At 70.2% G+C, this 14415-nt stretch carries 13 protein-coding genes and 1 pseudogene; 5 read left to right on the top strand and 9 right to left on the bottom strand.

Going from position 1 to position 14415, the window contains the following annotated elements; translation table 11 throughout:
• Nucleotides 1-30: 30 nt before the first annotated feature.
• Nucleotides 31-1326, bottom strand: a complete 1296-nt coding sequence (locus VKN16_07070; protein ID HME93958.1) for a crosslink repair DNA glycosylase YcaQ family protein — start codon at nt 1324-1326, stop codon at nt 31-33.
• 33 nt (nt 1327-1359) lie between these two features.
• Here VKN16_07070 and VKN16_07065 point away from each other — a divergent pair, with 33 nt between their 5' ends.
• Entirely contained in the window at nt 1360-2118 is a 759-nt protein-coding gene (locus VKN16_07065; protein HME93957.1) for a hypothetical protein, read from the top strand.
• A gap of 19 nt (nt 2119-2137) precedes the next feature.
• On the opposite strand, the gene VKN16_07060 is transcribed toward VKN16_07065, so the two are convergent.
• From VKN16_07060 to VKN16_07045, 4 genes are read right to left on the bottom strand one after another with little or no spacing between them, the layout of a single operon-like run.
• Nucleotides 2138-2971: a TIM barrel protein gene (locus tag VKN16_07060; GenBank protein ID HME93956.1), complete on the bottom strand. Its 834-nt coding sequence runs from the start codon at nt 2969-2971 to the stop codon at nt 2138-2140.
• A gap of 38 nt (nt 2972-3009) precedes the next feature.
• The gene (locus VKN16_07055) at nt 3010-4011 is read right to left on the bottom strand and encodes an LLM class flavin-dependent oxidoreductase (protein HME93955.1); all 1002 of its coding nucleotides are present in this window, start codon (nt 4009-4011) and stop codon (nt 3010-3012) included.
• A gap of 9 nt (nt 4012-4020) precedes the next feature.
• Nucleotides 4021-5253 carry an ABC transporter substrate-binding protein gene (locus VKN16_07050; protein ID HME93954.1) on the bottom strand — a complete coding sequence of 411 codons (1233 nt, stop codon included), beginning with the start codon at nt 5251-5253 and terminating at the stop codon, nt 4021-4023.
• Nucleotides 5254-5273: 20 nt separating this feature from the next.
• Nucleotides 5274-6509 (bottom strand): ABC transporter substrate-binding protein, encoded by a 1236-nt coding sequence (locus VKN16_07045; protein HME93953.1) that lies wholly within the window; start codon nt 6507-6509, stop codon nt 5274-5276.
• 119 nt (nt 6510-6628) lie between these two features.
• On the opposite strand from VKN16_07045, the gene VKN16_07040 reads away from it, so the two are divergent.
• From VKN16_07040 to VKN16_07030, 3 genes are all read left to right on the top strand, one after another.
• Nucleotides 6629-7786: a cobalamin-independent methionine synthase II family protein gene (locus VKN16_07040; GenBank protein ID HME93952.1), complete on the top strand. Its 1158-nt coding sequence runs from the start codon at nt 6629-6631 to the stop codon at nt 7784-7786.
• 57 nt (nt 7787-7843) lie between these two features.
• Nucleotides 7844-8794, top strand: a complete 951-nt coding sequence (locus VKN16_07035) for a catechol 1,2-dioxygenase (GenBank protein ID HME93951.1) — start codon at nt 7844-7846, stop codon at nt 8792-8794.
• A 99-nt stretch (nt 8795-8893) separates the two neighbouring features.
• On the top strand, nt 8894-9220 hold the full coding sequence (locus VKN16_07030; protein HME93950.1) for an MmcQ/YjbR family DNA-binding protein: 327 nt from the start codon (nt 8894-8896) through the stop codon (nt 9218-9220).
• Here VKN16_07030 and VKN16_07025 read toward each other — a convergent pair.
• The 4 genes and pseudogenes from VKN16_07025 to VKN16_07010 all read right to left on the bottom strand — a co-directional run bounded on the left by VKN16_07025 (nt 9168) and on the right by VKN16_07010 (nt 13134).
• Nucleotides 9168-9860, bottom strand: a pseudogene (locus VKN16_07025) (hypothetical protein). The gene VKN16_07030 and the pseudogene VKN16_07025 sit on opposite strands and share 53 nt — an antisense overlap.
• A gap of 70 nt (nt 9861-9930) precedes the next feature.
• Entirely contained in the window at nt 9931-10686 is a 756-nt protein-coding gene (locus VKN16_07020) for a PEP-CTERM sorting domain-containing protein (GenBank protein ID HME93949.1), read from the bottom strand.
• 242 nt (nt 10687-10928) lie between these two features.
• The gene (locus tag VKN16_07015; GenBank protein ID HME93948.1) at nt 10929-11294 is read right to left on the bottom strand and encodes a hypothetical protein; all 366 of its coding nucleotides are present in this window, start codon (nt 11292-11294) and stop codon (nt 10929-10931) included.
• 265 nt (nt 11295-11559) lie between these two features.
• Nucleotides 11560-13134: a hypothetical protein gene (locus VKN16_07010; GenBank protein HME93947.1), complete on the bottom strand. Its 1575-nt coding sequence runs from the start codon at nt 13132-13134 to the stop codon at nt 11560-11562.
• A 105-nt stretch (nt 13135-13239) separates the two neighbouring features.
• Here VKN16_07010 and VKN16_07005 point away from each other — a divergent pair, with 105 nt between their 5' ends.
• Entirely contained in the window at nt 13240-14370 is a 1131-nt protein-coding gene (locus tag VKN16_07005; protein HME93946.1) for a hypothetical protein, read from the top strand.
• Nucleotides 14371-14415: the final 45 nt, after the last annotated feature.

Raw genomic sequence — 14415 nt, 5'->3', positions numbered from 1 at the left:
TGCATTACGACATTTTTCCGCGCGAGGGAGTCAGCCCGTTCCCGAAATGTCGTAATGCAAGACCTGACCCCGGAGCGGGGCGCGGAGGCGGGCGGGGGTGACGCGCTCGATGGTGATGCGGTCGGCGCCCATGAAGCGGGCGAGGGAGGCGAGGGTCTCGGCGAGGCCCGCCAGCATGGCGTCGCGGTCCACCGCCGGCTCGCCCGCGGTGCGCGCCTGGCCGCGGGCGGCCCAGGGCTCGAAGTGGACGTGGCGCACGTCCAGGCGGCGCTCGGCCCGCTGCGCCTTGGCGTCGAGCCGGCCGATCAGCTGGCCGTGGTGCAGGATCGGCAGCGTGTAGTAGCCGTGCACGCGCTTGGGTCCCGGCGTGTAGACCTCGATGCGGTAGTCGAAGCCGAACAGGCGCGAGACGCGCTCGCGGTACCAGAGGAGCGAGTCGAACGGTGCGAGCAGCGTGGTGCCCACCGACGCCGCCGGCCGCCGCGCGGCCCGCGCGAGCAGCGGCACGTCACGCGCCAGCGCGAGCCACGGGGTCTTCGTGCCTTCCACCTCGAGGCTCGCGACCTCACCGTCCGCCTGCATCGCGCGCAGGGCGGCCCGCCGCGCGGCCGTCGCGCCGCGCGGATACGTGAGGTAGTGGGTGAGGTCGATCTCCGGCGCGGCGCCCATCGCGTGCAGCGAGCGCTCGATGTGCCAGCGGTGGAACTGCTCGGCCGATACCGCCTCGGCAGCCCACGCGGCCGGCACCGTCCGCTCCATCAGGTCGAAGCGCTTCTGGAAGTGACGCCGTGAGTGGATCGTCACCGCGCCGGTCATCCACAGGTAGTGCAGCGCGTGCTGCGCCGGTCGCCAGTTCCACCAGCCTCCGCGGCCGCGGGGCGGCCGGCGTCCCTCGAGGTCGCCGTGGCTCATGGGCCCGTTCGCCCGGATAATTTCCACCACGCTGGCCAGAAGCTTGCGGTTCGTGCGCAGCCAGCCCGACCACCCGGTGTGCCGGATCCGGTAGTCGAGCATCGCCCGCTTCCACCACGGCAGCATCGAGATCGGCACGAGGCACGCGGCGTGAGCCCAGTACTCGAGCAGGAGACGGCGGCGATACACCAGGCGGTCGAGCCGCGCCCGGTCGTACGGGCCGAAGCGGCTCCATACCGTGAGGTAGTGGGCGCGCTCGAGCACGTTGATCGAGTCCATCTGGATACCGCCCACGTCCTCGGCGAAGCGGGTGAGCCGCGCCGGGGTGAGCCGGTGCGCGCGCGGGCGGGCCAGATGCTGGCGGTGGAGGAAGAGCGCGGCCACCGCGCGCCGGGGAACAATCCGTTGCGGCATCGGCTCAAGAGAGTACCATCCAGGGACGGCGCCATGGCGACACGTCGTTTCCTGATCGGTCTCCTGCTCACCGGGCTCCTGACCGGCGTCACCGCCGCACCGGCTCGCGCCGTCGAGTATCGGCTCGAGGTCGTCAACCTCTGGGAGACCGCGCTGTACGCCTACGCAAAGGCCGCCGAGCTGCACGACGGCGCGTCCGGCCCCGGGCTGGAGCGGTTCCAGCAGAGCCTGGACGACGCAACCATGTCGCGGGGGGTGGTGCTCGGCGACCGCACGCTGCGGTGGGCGAGCGAGAGCGTGGCCCGCGCCTACGGCACCACGCGCGTGCTGGCCGAGATCCGACCCGGCGGCGACGGCCATCCGATCTGGGACGAGGTGCGCTGGGAGGGCAAGCCGGGAGAGCGCAGTGTGTGGATGGTGCTGCCGAGCGGCCGCGGCCGGCCCGAGCGGCTCTATCGCGCGGTGCTCAAGGGCGACGGTCCCCCACGCCAGTTCCAGCCGTACGTGCCGACGCGGGGCACCCGCAGCGCGGCGGTGAAATACCCGCTGGCGTTTCTCTGGGCCTACGAGTCGCGCGGCACCGTGTGGGATCGCTACGTGTCGGGCAGCATCGACCTCAGCCAGGGCATCGCCGCGGTGGTCGGGGAGAACGACAACCAGAGCCTGCCCGATCAGGTCTACCTCATCGTGGAGCAGGGCGCGCAGCCGACCACCTACAAGGCCATGCTCCTCTGGCGAGAGCCCGCCTACAACCAGCAGGCCCCGAGCCAGGTCAACCCGATGCCGAAGTAGTCCGGGCCGGCCGGGGACGCTAGCCGGCCAGCGCCCCGTGCTGTCGCAGGTACTGCAATCCCAGCCGCGCGTCTTCGACGGACACCTCCAGCACGCCGGGTAGCGTCGCGAACGCGGGATGACGCGCCACGCTGGGAACGCCGATGCCGATGGTGCCGGTGCCGGGCGTGGCGTGACGGTCGCGGTGGGCGCCGCACGGGAGCTGGCAGTCGTTGAGGTGGAAGGCGACCACCCGCTCGAGGATGCCCTCGGCGGCGAGGGCGTCGGCCAGGCGCTGGCCCGCATCCTCTCCCGCGAGGTCGAAGCCCGCCGCGTGGAGATGACACGTGTCGATGAGCAGGCCGAAGCGCTCGGCCGGCGCCCCCACGTCGCGCACGAGGCGGGCCAGCTCCGGGATGGTCTGGCCCAGCTCGCTGCCCTCGCAGGAGTTCTCCAGCAGCAGGCGCGGGCCGGCGGGCATGCGCTCGATCAGCTCGCCGAGCTTGCGGGTGGCCATCGCGAGCGCCTCGTCGAGGCTCGCGTGGCCCTTCGAGTAGCCGACGTGGAAGCAGACCGCGTCGATGCCGACCTCGGCGGCGACCTTCAGATCGGCGAGCAGGCTCGACACCGAGGAGTTGCGGATGCGCCCCTCGGCGCTGGCGAGATTGATCAGCAGCGAGCCGTGCGCCACCCCCCAGGTGCCGCGGCCGCGCAGCCCCTCCGCGAGCGCGACGCGGTCGGCGGGCTCGGGGACGCCGTAGTTGCCGAAGCGGCCCGGGTCACGCAGCACCGTCTGGTAGACGTCGACGCCTTCCGCGGCGAGCAGCGGCGGGATGGTGGCCAGCGGCGGATCGATCGAGAGTCCGACGCGCATCCCGGTACTCTACCATCCACGAACGGAGTGCGCGGCCGTCATGATCCGCGCGCGAGGCGCGGCAGCACGGTCCGGCCGAACAGCTCCACGGTGCGCACCGGGTCGGCGGCCAGGCTCACCGTGAACATGAGCTGGGTGACGCCCGCGGCCTCGGCCGCGCGGACCTGCGCGAGGCAATCGTCGGGGGTGCCCGCGATCGCGAGGCGCGCGCGCAGGTAGTCGAAGAGCCCGAGCCGCCGGGTGAGCGCGGAATCCATCTCGCGCCGGCGGGTGGTGTAGCTCGCGCGCAGCGCGTGCACCGCGGGCACCAGGTCGGCGGGCACGCCGCGGCCCTCCGGATCGGGCCCCAGGATGTAGGCGGCGACGAAGCCCAGGATGTTGCCGAGCTTCTCGAGCGCGGCCTCGCGCGGCTCGGCCACGTCGAGGCACGCGATGGACCAGACGTCCACGTCGGCGGCGGTGCGGCCGGCCGGACCCGCGCCCTCGGCGAGCAGCGCGCGCACGCGGCTCACCTCGGGCGCGCCGAGGCCGTAGTTGACGAAGGCGCCGTCGGCGGCCGCGCCCACCGCGCGCAGCGCGGCCGGTCCCGAGGCCGCCGCGTACACCGGCACCGCCCGCTTCACCCACGGCAGATGCGTGGCCGCTCCGCGCCACGCGGCGGGCGTCCCGGAGAGCGCGGCCCGCAGGAACGCGAGACCTTCGCGCAGCTCCGCGGTCCGGCTGGGCGCGCCGCCCACGTTGGCGACGCCGCTGTGGCCGGCCCCGACGCCCAGGATGGTCCGGCCTCCCGCCGCCGCGTCCACCGAGGCCGCGGCCGACGCGGTGATGGAGGGATGGCGCGTGACCAGGTTGGTGACGCACGTCGCGAGGGTCACCCGGGACGTCGCGGCGGCGGCCAGCGTCATGGCGACCCACGGGTCGAGCGCGTTGCCCGGCGTGTCGGCGATGCCGACGAGATCGAAGCCCAGGTCCTCGCCGAGGCGGGCCATGCGCGCGGTGTACTCCGGGGTGTAGGGCCAGAAGAAGAAGCCGAAGCGCATCGCGCCGGGCTACGGCTTGGCCGGCGGATACTCGCGCGAGTAGGGCGGGGTCTTGAGGAACTCCTCCGGCTTGTAGGTCCAGAACTGCGAGACGGCCGGATAGGTGTGGATCACGGTGGTGGCGAGCTTGCCGCCGACCTTGTCGACCCGCAGCATGTACACGTTCTCGGTGGGATTGCCCCACTCGTCGAGCTTGATGGGCCCGCGCGGATCCGGCGTGGTCTCGATCGCCCGGCGGATGGCGGCGACCATCTTCTCGCGATCCTCGACCTGTCCGCCGAGCGCGTTCGCGGCCTCGGTGATCCAGCGCCCGCTGCTGTACATCACCGCGTGGAAGTACGCCGGGGTGCGGCCGAGCCGCGCCTCGGCCAGCTTCATGAAGGCCTGGTTCGCGGGCGTCTGCAGGGTCGGGCTCCAGAGCAGCGAGCCGATGGTGCCGACCGCCTCGTCGCCCATGCCGCGCAGCGCGCTCTCGTCGATCATGACCCCGGTGCCGATCAGCGGGGTCTTGCCCCGCAGGCCGGACTCGCCGTACTGTTTCACGAAGCGCACCGCCTGGCCGGCCACGAAGACCGCGCAGATCGCGTCCGCGTCCTTCGAGACCTGCGAGAGGTACGGCGCGAAGTCGAGCGCGTTCAGGGGGACCCAGATCTTCTGGACCACGCGGCCGCCGCCGTCCTCGAAGACGCGCTGGAAGCCGCCCGCCTCCTCGTGGCCGAAGCCGTTGTCCATGGCCAGGACCGCGACCCGCTTGTACTTGAGCGTCTTGGCCGCGTAGTCGCCGAGCGGATGCATGATCTGGCTGGCTGCGAAGTTGGAGCGGAGGATCCACTTGGCGATCTTGCGCTTGGTGAGGTCGTCGGGCGTGGTGAGGAACAGCGTCGGCAGCTGATCCTTCTCGATCAGCGGCACCAGGCTGTTGCCCACGTTGACCAGCAGCACGCCGGCGAGGACGTGGATCCGGTCGTGCCCGACCAGCTTGCGATACTTCGCGATGGCGGTGGCCGAGTTGCCCTCGTCGTCCTCCTCGAACAGCTCGATCTTGCGGCCGCCCGCCTGATAGCCCGCCTGCTCGAGGGCCAGCTTCAGGCCGTCGAGCATGTCCTTGCCGGCCTGCGCGAAGATGCCGGTGAGCGGGCCGATGTAGCCCACGCGGATGGTCTCGGCGGCCGCCGCGGGCCGGGCCGCGAGCGCGACGAGGGTCAGGACGGCGGCGATCGACGCGAGGCGGAGCACTCTCATGGACGAGCGTCCGGCCCGCGCTAGTCGCAGAACTTGCACGGGGGGTTGTTGCGGTCGTAGACCGGCAGCTTCAGGTACTCCTCCTGCTTGTAGGTCCAGAACTGCGAGACGTTCGGATAGGTGTGGATGACCGTGTTCTGCAGCTTGCCCCCGACCCGCTCCACCTTGCGGATGTAGACGTTCTGGCTCGCGTTGCCCAGGTCGTCCATCTTCATCGGGCCACGAGGGTCTTCGGTGATCGACACCTTGCGGAGCGCGGCCAGGAACTTCTCCTTGTTCTCCACCTCGCCGTTGATGGCCTTCAGCGCCTCGTAGTACCAGCGCGCGCCGGTGTAGCCCTCCGCGGAGTAGAGCGAGGTGGCGCGGTTGTAGCGCTTCTCGTAGGCCGCCGAGAACTTCCGGTTGGCCGGGGTGTCGAGCGCGCTGCTGTAGATGAGCGAGGTGATGACCCCGAGCGACTCGTCGCCCATGCCCTTGAGCACGTTCTCGTCGGTGAGGGTGCCGATGCCGATGAGCGGGATCTTGCCCTTGAGGCCGACGTCGCTCCACGTCTTGATGAAGCGCGGCGACAGGCCGCCGGTGTGGCAGGCGTAGACGCCGTCGATGTCCTTCTTGAGCGACGCCAGGTAGGGCGAGTAGTCCTGGATGGTCAGCGGGGTCCAGATGCGCTGCACCACCTTGCCCCCCAGGTCCTCGAAGACGCGCTGGAAGCCCGCGTTGGATTCCCAGCCGAAGGCGTAGTCCATGCTGATGGTGGCCACGCGTCGGAGGTTCATCTGCTTGTAGGCGTAGTCGCCGAGGGGATGGGTGGCCTGGCTGCTCGTGAACGAGGTGCGAACGATCCAGCGGACCGGCTTGCGCTGGGTGATGTCGTCGGGCGCGGTCACCGGGTAGATCGTGGGGATCTTGTTCTGCTCGACGTAGGGCGCGACCGCATAGCCGGTGGCGGCGAGCAGGCCGCCGGCAAGGGTGTGCACCTTCTCCTGCTCGACGAGCCGCCGGATCTTGGTGAGCGCGCCGGTCGGCTCGGGATCCGAATCCTCGACGATGACCTTCACCTCGCGGCCGGCCACCTTGTTGCCCACCTCTTCCCAGAAGAGGTTGAAGCCGTCGGTCATGTCCTTGCCGGTCTGCGAGAAGTTGCCGGTGAGCGGCCCGAAGTATCCGATACGGATCGGGTCGGCCGCGCGCGCCGGTCGCACCGTCGCGGCGGCCGCCGCTCCGGTCATCGCCATCAGGAACTGTCGTCTGCGCATGGATTGGCCTCCTGGCCGGGACGATGCGGAGTCTTGGGCCGCTACAGTAGGGAGCGCGCCCGGATTTGTCAACCGCGCCGGGCTTGACACGGCGAAGACGCGTCGGCAGAGTCTCAGCCATGCTCAACGCGACCCGCGATCTCGTCCTGCCCACCACGATCACCGGCTCCTACCCGCGTCCCCACTGGTTCACCGAGGAGCTGCGCGGCCGTGGGTTCAAGGACGCCCTGGGCGACTCGCGCTTCCGCGAGCAGTATCTCGACGCGGTGACGTGCCTGGTGCGCGAGCAGGAGATGGCCGGACTCGACATCGTCACCGACGGCGATTCGCGCTTCGACCTCACGGTGGGCGGCAAGTCGTGGTTCTACTACGTGATCGAGCGCCTGCGCGGCATCACCGGCGCGCAGGACCGCTCCACCGGCGGCGGCTGGCGGGCGCTGCGGCCGGGTCATATCCTCTACGAGGTCATGGAGGCCTACCAGCCAGCGGTGGTGGGCGCCCCCCTCGCGGGCGCGGGGCTGCAGTACGCCGCCCTCTTCAAGGCGGCCCAGCGGCTCTCGACCCGGCCGGTGAAGTTCGGCGCGATCACCGCCCAGTCGCTCGCCAAGATGCTGGTCAACCGCCACTACGGCAGCGACCGTGACGTGATCCTGGCCCTCGCCGACATCTTCAACGCCGAGCTGAAGGAGGTCGCGGCGTCGGGCTGCCGGGTCATCCAGATCGAGGAGCCGCAGCATCACATCGGGGGCGCCGCCGGCGCGTCCGACAAGGATCTGGAGTTCTATACCGAGGCGGTGAACCGCGAGATCGCCGGCCTCGACACCGAGGTCTGGCTGCACACCTGCTGGGGCAATCCCAACCAGCAGCCGCTGCACTGGGATCGCCCGTCGTACGAGCGGTCGCTGCCGTACCTGCTCGCCACCCACGCGGACGTGCTCACGCTGGAGTGCGCCTCCACCAACGGCCGGGACCTCCCGCTCCTCGCGCGGCATCGCACCGACAAGAAGATCGCGATCGGGGTGGTGAACCATTCGACCGCGGCGGTGGAGCCGCCCGAGATCGTGGCCGATCTGATCCGGCGGGCGCTCGAGTACGTGCCGCCGGAGCGGCTGATCCTCTCCACCGACTGCGGCTTCGGACGGGAGGGGCTCGCGCGGCGCATCGCGTTCTACAAGAGCGTGGCCATCAACCTGGGCGCCAATATCGTGCGCCGCGAGCTGAAGCTGCCGGAGGCGGAGATTCCCGCCGCCGACCCGCGCTTCACCTTCGCGGGCTGACCACTCTTCCTCTCCTCCCGGGGAGAGGGCAGGGTGAGGGGAAACGAGGAGACACCGATGCCGACGATCAAGGTACGAGACCTGGCCTGGGCCCGCCTGCACGCGCCGGACCTGGACGCGATGGAGGAGTTCCTCACCCACTTCGGCCTGATCCGGGCCGCGCGCACGCCGACCGCGCTCTACATGCGCGGCACCGATCCGGCTCACCACCTCCACGTCACCGAGAAGGCGCCCGACGCCGGCTTCGTGGGCTTCGCCTACCACGCGGCCAGCGAGGAGGATCTGACCCGGGTGGCCACGGTGCCCGGCGCCTCGAGCGTCGAGTCCATCGACGAGCCGGGCGGGGGCAAGCGGGTGCGGCTGCGGGAGCCGAACGGCTACCAGATCGAGGTGATCTGGGGGCTCGAGCAGCTGCCGCCGATCGCGGTGGATGTCACCCCGATGAACACCGGGCCCGAGCCGCTGCGGCGCGCGGGCACCCTCATGCGGCTGCGCAAGTCGCCGACGCCGATCAAGCGCATCGGCCACGGGGTGATGGGCACGCCGAAGGTGCGGGAGACCGTGCAGTGGTTCCGCGACACCCTCGGCTTCATCGGCTCCGACGACGTGTACGCGGGCCAGAAGGAGAACCTCATCGGCTCCTTCAACCGCTGCGATCGCGGTGACGAGTACACCGATCACCACACGCTCTTCTGCGTGCACAACGAGCGGGCCGGCATGAACCACGTCTCGTTCGAGGTGCCCGACGTGGACGCGGTGTTCAAGGACCACGAGTACCTGATCCGGCTCGGCAAGTACGACCACATGTGGGGCGTGGGCCGGCACCTGCTGGGCAGCCAGGTCTACGACTACTGGGCCGATCCGTGGGGCCGCGTGCACGAGCGCTGGGCCGACACGGATCGACTGAACGCGCGCAGCGGATCGAACCTGCTTTCCGCCGAGGAGGCGCTCGTCAGCCAATGGGGCGAGAACCCGCCCGAACGGTTCATCCGGCACGTGACGACGTAGCCGAGCCGCTGGCCCGCTTGCGGGCCATCTGCCGGGCGCTGCCCGGGACGTCGGAGAAGGTCTCGCACGGCGAGCCCCACGTTCTGGGTGGGAGGCAAGATGTTCGCCTCGCTCGACAACCATCACCACGGGGCGCCGCACGTGGCGGTGTGGCTGGCGATGCCGCTCGGCGCCCAGGAAGCCCTCGTCTACGCAGACCCGAAGCGCTACTTCGTGCCGCCCTACGTGGGCAAGCGCGGCTGGGTGGGCATGCGGCTCGACGGCCGGCCGAGCTGGAAGAAGGTCGAGCAGATCGTCCGCGAGTCCCACGCCTCGGTCTCCCCCTCTCCCCTCCGGGGAGAGGGCAGGGTGAGGGGCGCTAGGGTGAGGGGCGCTAGGACCAGACGTCCTTCGGGAACGGCAAGCCCTCGAGATCCGCGTCGCTGAGCGGGGCGTCCTTCTCCACGCCGATCTGATCGAGGAACCAGTAGATCTGCCGCAGATGCTGGGCGCAGTGCCACGTCGTGCGCTCCATGAGCTCGGGCGCCGACTGCGGACCGTAGTAGGTGCTCACCTCGCCGTCGCACCAGCCGGGCTTCCCGAAATACGCGCGCAGCCGCCGGCGCACCGTCTCGCCGTGTCGCGCCACCGCCTCGCCGTCGGCCATCGTGGCCGGCGCGTTCTCCTCGAACCACGTCCCGTCGAGATGACCCTGCTCGCGGGTGTCCACGAACGACGCGGCGACCCGGAAGACGTGGAAGCCCAGCTGGTGCACGGTGCGATCGCGCTCGGGGTACTTCATGCCGAGGTGCTCGCGCGGCACCTGGCGGATGGCGCGCTGGGTGGCGGCCAGGACCATGTCCATTCGCTCGGCCAGCTGGGCGGGCGGGAGCTTCTGCGGGGCACGATAGGCGACGCCGACCAGCTCGGCCAGCGCCTGGGGATTCCAGCCGTGGACGACGCGGTCGCCCACGATGGTGGCGGGCACCCGCATCACGCCGAAGCGCTGGAGATCAGCGCGGCGCGCCGGCTCGGCCTCGACGTCGAACCCGTCGAAGGCCACTCCCCATGACGAAAGCAACTCTTTCGTCTTGGCGCAGGAGCTTCAGCCCTGGCGGTAGTAGACGCGGGCCTTCTCGACCATACCTTGGACCGGGTTAACGGTCCCGCTTCCTCCGGCGCGCGACGGCCAGGAGCCCGGCCGCGCTGCTGCCCAGCAGGAGCAGCGTCGCCGGCTCGGGAACCGGCGTCGGCGGATTGATGACGTCGCCCGCGCCGAAGGTCACGTTGTCGATTTGAAAGCCGAACGGCTCGTTCCCGGTGATGAAGAACGAGATGCCCTTGATCACGCTGCCGCCGGTGGAATCGGCCAGGCCGTAGAACTCGAACCCTTCAACCGAGTTGCTGATGCTCCCGAGCACATTGCCGTTGGCATCATAGGCCTCGATCGAGGTGCTGTTCACCGCGTCGAAGAACCCGCCCTTCAGGCCAACGCCGGCCACCGGCACACTGAAGAAAATCGAGATCGGCCCGTTGAATTGAGGGCTGCCGCTCAGGACCGGACTGGTCGCGCCGGGCGCGCTATCGGTCACCGTGACCGTGTTCGGTGACGCGGCGTCCAGAGCGAGGGGGCCGGTCGGTGTGTGATCGGTGAGCGTGACGGGGAAGCCGCCGCCGGCGGTCTGGCCCACGAAATTCCCGGCGAAGCTCACCGTGACGTCACCCAGCGTCGGCACGCTCGGGAAGGTGAACGACGGATTTACGGTTTCGACCGGCACTTCGTCGAACGTGATGACCGGCGCGAGCGGCGTGAACGCGCCGGGGCCCAGGTCGATCAGGGCCGCGCCGGCATCGGTGGCAACGAACGGACAGAGCGTCAGGAATGACGCGGTGAGCCACGTGGCGAGTCTCATCGTGCACCTCCGGGGAAGGATGCCGGCGAGGGTAACACGCTGCGCTAGCCCGAGCGAGGAATCGCGTGTTCGCGTCTCGCTCAGCGCCGGGAGCGCCGCGGCGCCCGTCGGATCGCGCGTCGGCTCAGTCCGAAAGCGGGAGTCGGCGGATTCCTCAGGAGCGGGCGAGGCCGAACGCGTCGGCGTAGCGCGAAGCGTTGTTCCGAGGCGGCGCGGGATCAGCCAAGCCGCACACGGCCGCGTCACCGTGCCTTGGCCCCCCGCGGGTCGATGGTCTCGGGAAAGCATTGCCAGACGACGCCGCCGTTGCTGGCGTCTCGGCCGTACAGCACGAAGAGATCGGTCGGGGCCCGGCGGTCGGTGACACCTTTTATCTTGCGGCCGTCTTCCATCACGTAGGTCGCTTTGCGACCTTCCTTCTCCCGATGGTCGATGGCCTTCGTGCAGTCGCCCACGTTGGGATATGCGGTCTGGAGCATCCACGCACCCGGCTTGGGATCGTGCGTCTGGGACCAGAGCACCCACGCACATTCGGCCGAGGCCGACGCGGCGAGAGCGAACGAAAGGCCGCACGCGGCGATCACGAAGAACAGCGAGCGTCTTGTCATCGATGAACCTCCGCTATCGGGTGAGTATCCATGAAAGCCCGAAGGTGGCACGAAGGGAAGGCGCCTCGCTTCGGGCAAATGGTCGGATGTGGGGGCTCGACACCCGGCGGGATTCAGCCTACCGCGGCGCGTCGGATCGGTCTAGCGGATCGGCCGACTCGGACGGACCCCTCCCGCCAGAGCATGAGGCAGCCGAGATGAGCGAACACGGCCTCGCGCGCCTCGGTCACCGCGGTATTGACCGCGGGTCACGCGGATCGCCTCGTCAGGAGCGGGCGAGGCCGAACGCGTCGGCGTAGCGCCGCCAGGCGTCGAGGTGGCTGCCGTATTTCCGGTGGCCGGCGGTGTGCTTGGCCGAGGCGAGCAGCAGGCGGTCGCGATCGGCCGCGGTGGAATGGCGGTAATCGTCGAGCAGACAAATGCCCAGCTCCTGGTTGTGCGGGTCGTTGCCCGCCTTGACCGCGCCCACCGCGAGGGTCTGCACCAGCGCGTCGCGGTCGGCGCCGGAGCGCAGGTACGCGGCGGTCCAGTCCATGGCCTCGAAGGCGCGCAGGCCGTCGAGGGCGTCGTCGAGGCGGCGCAGCACCTCGGCCGGCGTGAGCGCGTCGGAGCCCTTTGGCGGCTCGACCTTCACCGGATGGTTGCCCGGCGTGTGCTTCTGATGATGCGCGGCCCGGGTGACGAAGGCGGCGGCCACGAACAAGAGCTTCAGCCGGTGCGGGTGCTCGAAGGTGTCGAAGAACCAGCGCACCGTGTTGCAGTACTCGTAGCTGTGCTGGGGCATCGAGTACGAGTTGGGATCGCCGGTCTCCATGATGAGCTGGGCGGAGGCGAGCTGGATGGTGTCGATGATCTGGCGGTGGCCCCGGCCGGTCTTGAGCAGCGCCACGATCAGGTCGATGAAGGCCGGCTCCTGTCCGCTGAGGATCGCCTCCTGGAGCGCGAGCGACTCCACCGGGGTGAGCGCGTCATCGTGGGTGAGCAGCTCGCGGTCGCGATTGTCCAGCAGGTTCTGGACGACCAGGCAGCCCATCTCGTAGGTCGAGTACCAGCGCGGCCCCACCGCGATGTCGGGCACGCCCGCGTAGAGGATGGGGTGCGCGTTCGCCCAGCCGACCGCGCGAGCGAGCTCCGCGGCGGCGCGCGCGCGGTAGGACTTGTGGCCGGTGGTGTAGGACCGGTTGTGGAGCACGCGATCCTGCACGTCGATGAGGCCCGCGAACACGAGCTGGGCGAGCAGGCTGCTGCGTCGCGCCGGATCCTCCATCGCCTCCTGCCACAGGCCGAGGAAGACCCGATAGGCGCTGATGACCTCGCCGCGCTGCACGAGGGTGAGCCAGCTATTGAGCTTCTCCGACCAGGTGCCTTCGATGGCGAGCGGGCTCTGGTCCGGCCAGTGCACCTCGGGCAGGGGCGGCTTGCCCTCGAACTTGATCTCGTAGAGCCGCACGTAGTGGCCGGGCATCTTGCCGAGCAGCTGATTCCACGGGTCGAGCCCGGTGGGCACGTACCAGATGGTCTGGGCGAACGGCAAGTACCGCAGCTCGGGCGGCATCAGCGGCAGCAGGTCGATGCCCGCCCGCGAGCTGAGCAGGCAGTGGTCGTTGTTGACGAAGCGCACCACACCGTCGTCGAGGCGCTGGTGGTAGGGCACGTGGGTGTAGGGCGCGTGGATGCGCACGATCTGCCCCACCAGCTCGGGGATCGGCACGCGGGCCCGCACCAGGTCGTAGAAGATGTCGCTGGCCGCGGCCTGGTCCCGCTCCAGGATCTTCTCCTCGAGTCGCGCATAGGCGGTGCCGAGTTCGGGACGCACGGACCGGTCGATGGAGAGGGCCATGGCGACGCTCCTTTGCGAGTTGCCGTGACTGTGTCACGCGAGCCCCGGGCTGTCAAATGCGCAGGGGTTGGCGCCGGCCTCGCGCTCTGATAGGCTGCCGCGCACATGGCCGCGAGCACCGCTCCGAGCGCGGGAGGACTGAGGCAGATTGCCTGGCTGGACTGTCCGGGCGGCGGCCAGGTCTCCGTCGACGGCACCACCGCCTACGTGGCGCACATGAAGGCGCCGCACGGCACCTCGATCGTGGACGTGAGCGATCCCGCGAGGCCGCGCGTGCTCGCCACTCTCGAGGTGCCGCCGCACACGCACTCGCACAAGGTGCGCGCGGCCAACGGCCTCATGCTGGTGAACCGCGAGGCGCAGCCCGCGCAGCCGCCGCCGCGCGGGGTGACGGGTGGCCTCGTCATCTACGACGTCTCCCAGCCCGGACGGCCGCGCGAGATCACGTTCTGGAAGTGCGGCGGCGCCGGCGTCCATCGCTTCACCTTCGACGGGCGCTACGCCTACATCTCGCCCGAGATGGACGGCTACGTCGGCAACATCGTGATGATCCTCGACCTGCAGGATCCGGCGCGCCCGAGGGAGGTCGGGCGCTGGTGGATGCCGGGGCAGTGGACGGCGGGCGGCGAGCAGCCATCCTGGTCGGGTCGGCATCATCGCTGTCACCATCCCATCCGATCCGGCGACCGGCTCTACGTGAGCTACTGGCACGGCGGCTTCGTCATCCTCGACATCGCGGACATGGGCAAGCCCCGCTTCGTCTCCGGGCTCGACTGGAGCCCGCCCTACATCACCCCGACCCACACCGCGCTGCCGATGCCGATGCCGCTCCACGGCCGCCGCATCATGCTGGCCGCCGACGAGGACGTGGCCAAGACCGCGCCGGGGCCGCCGTCGTTCATGTGGCTGGTGGACATCACCGACGAGCGGCATCCGGTGCCGATCTCGAGCTTCCAGATCGACGGCATCGACGGCGAGCCGCAGCCCGAGTTCACCGGCTGCCATCAGCCGTGCGAACGGGTCACCGGGACCGAGATCCCGGTGGCGTGGTTCGCCCACGGCCTCCGGGTCGTGGACGTGGCCAACCCGCACGCCCCGCGCGAGGTGGCCCACTTCCTGCCCGAGCCGCCGGCCGGCCACGCGCGCGTGTCGAGCAACGACGTGGAGATCGACGGACGGGGCCTGATTTATCTGATCGACCGGGGCCGCGGTCTGCACATCCTGGAGCGAGTCTAGCTCTCCGCCTGGCCGCGTTTCACAGCCGCCGCGGCCCGGTGTCTA

The sequence above is a fragment of the Candidatus Methylomirabilota bacterium genome, from assembly GCA_035315345.1.
Taxonomy (GTDB): Bacteria; Methylomirabilota; Methylomirabilia; order Rokubacteriales; family CSP1-6; genus CAMLFJ01.
The sequence above is the reverse complement of the archived record's forward strand: the minus strand, read 5'-3'. Positions and strand labels throughout refer to the sequence as shown.